The following is a 1,340-nucleotide window of genomic DNA, read 5'->3' as shown; positions in this document are numbered from 1 at the left end:
ATTGTGCCCCTTTCAAACAGCCCCGTCCAGTAGCTTATGTCAATATCAATTCCGTCCCCCTGCTCTGTGGCTATAAGGGTTAAGTCGAACTGCGCCATTTTGCGGCTGTATGCGTACCTCGACACCTTAAGACCCTCGGCCTTTATATCTCCAACCTCCATGTTCAGCAATATAAACATTGCGTCAAAAACAGGGTTCCTGCCGAAATCCCTCCTTACCGCAAGCTCCTCCACAAGCTGCTCGAAGGGATAATCCTGATTGTCAAATGCCTCCAGAACATTCCCCCCGACCTCCCTTAAGAACTCCGCAAAGGTCTTTTCGGGCATAACCCGGCTTCTCAATGCCAGTGTGTTTATGAACACGCCTATTATATTGTGGACGTCGGCATGTCTCCTACCGGCAGTAGGCGTGCCTATCACAATATCGTCCTGCCCGGTGTACATCCACAGCAGCACGTTATATGCCGCAAGCAGCACCGAATACAGCGTAACCCTGCTTTCCCTTGCCATTGCCTTCAGCCTGCCTGCAAGCTGCCGGTCTATCCTTAAAGCCACCGTCCCGCCCCTGTAGTCAAATACCTGCGGCCTCTTATAATCCGCCGGAAGGTTTAATACAGGCATCTCTCCTCCAAGCCTCTCCTTCCAGAACTTTCTTTGTGCCTCCATTGCCTCGCTTGACAGAAGCCTGCTCTGCCATCCCACATAATCCCTGTACCTTATTTTCAGCTCTGGGAGGCTTCCTCCGGCATAAAGCGTGTTGAACTCCCTCACCAGCACACCCTCCGAAACACCGTCGGAAATTATATGGTGCATATCCTGAACCAGAAAGAATATGGGCTCGTCCCCGCACAGCTCTATAAGCTTAAACCTCAGCAAGGGGGCACGGGACAGCTCAAAGGGACGCACAGTCCCCGCTATGGCAGCCTCCAGCATTTCCTCTCCCCCTGACAGGCTCTCATATTCCAACTTGAATTCCACGTTTGTGTGTATTTTCTGCATGGGCTGGCCGTCAATCATATCAAAGGAGGTTCTCAGTGCCTCATGTCTTTTAATCAGCCTTCCAATTGCTCCGGCTATCCTTTCCCTGTCAGGCCGCCCCTCGATTTTAAGCACCTGTGTAAGGTTATACGCGGTGCTTTGCCTCTCCATCCTGTCAAGCAGAAACATTCTCTTCTGCGCGGCGGATACGGGATAATACTCCCTCTCCTCCACCCTTTCTATTGTGCCGCAAAAAATATTTCTATCGTCTCTTTTTCTCAGATGCTCTATAAGCTCCTTTTTCCTGCTCTTAAGGCTCTCCAGCACCTCCCCGGAAACGACGCCGGCAGGCGCCTTATACCG

The 1,340-nt window shown here is 51.6% G+C and carries 1 protein-coding gene; it reads right to left on the bottom strand.

Going from position 1 to position 1,340, the window contains the following annotated elements:
• Positions 1–1,340: condensation domain-containing protein (locus tag DFR58_RS21600; RefSeq protein WP_242987794.1), on the bottom strand; the 1,340-nt coding region annotated here is incomplete at both ends.

The sequence above is a fragment of the Anaerobacterium chartisolvens genome (assembly GCF_003337415.1).
GTDB lineage: Bacteria > Bacillota > Clostridia > Acetivibrionales > DSM-27016 > Anaerobacterium > Anaerobacterium chartisolvens.
Note: the sequence above shows the minus strand (reverse complement) of the source record. Positions and strands in the feature narration are given on the sequence as shown.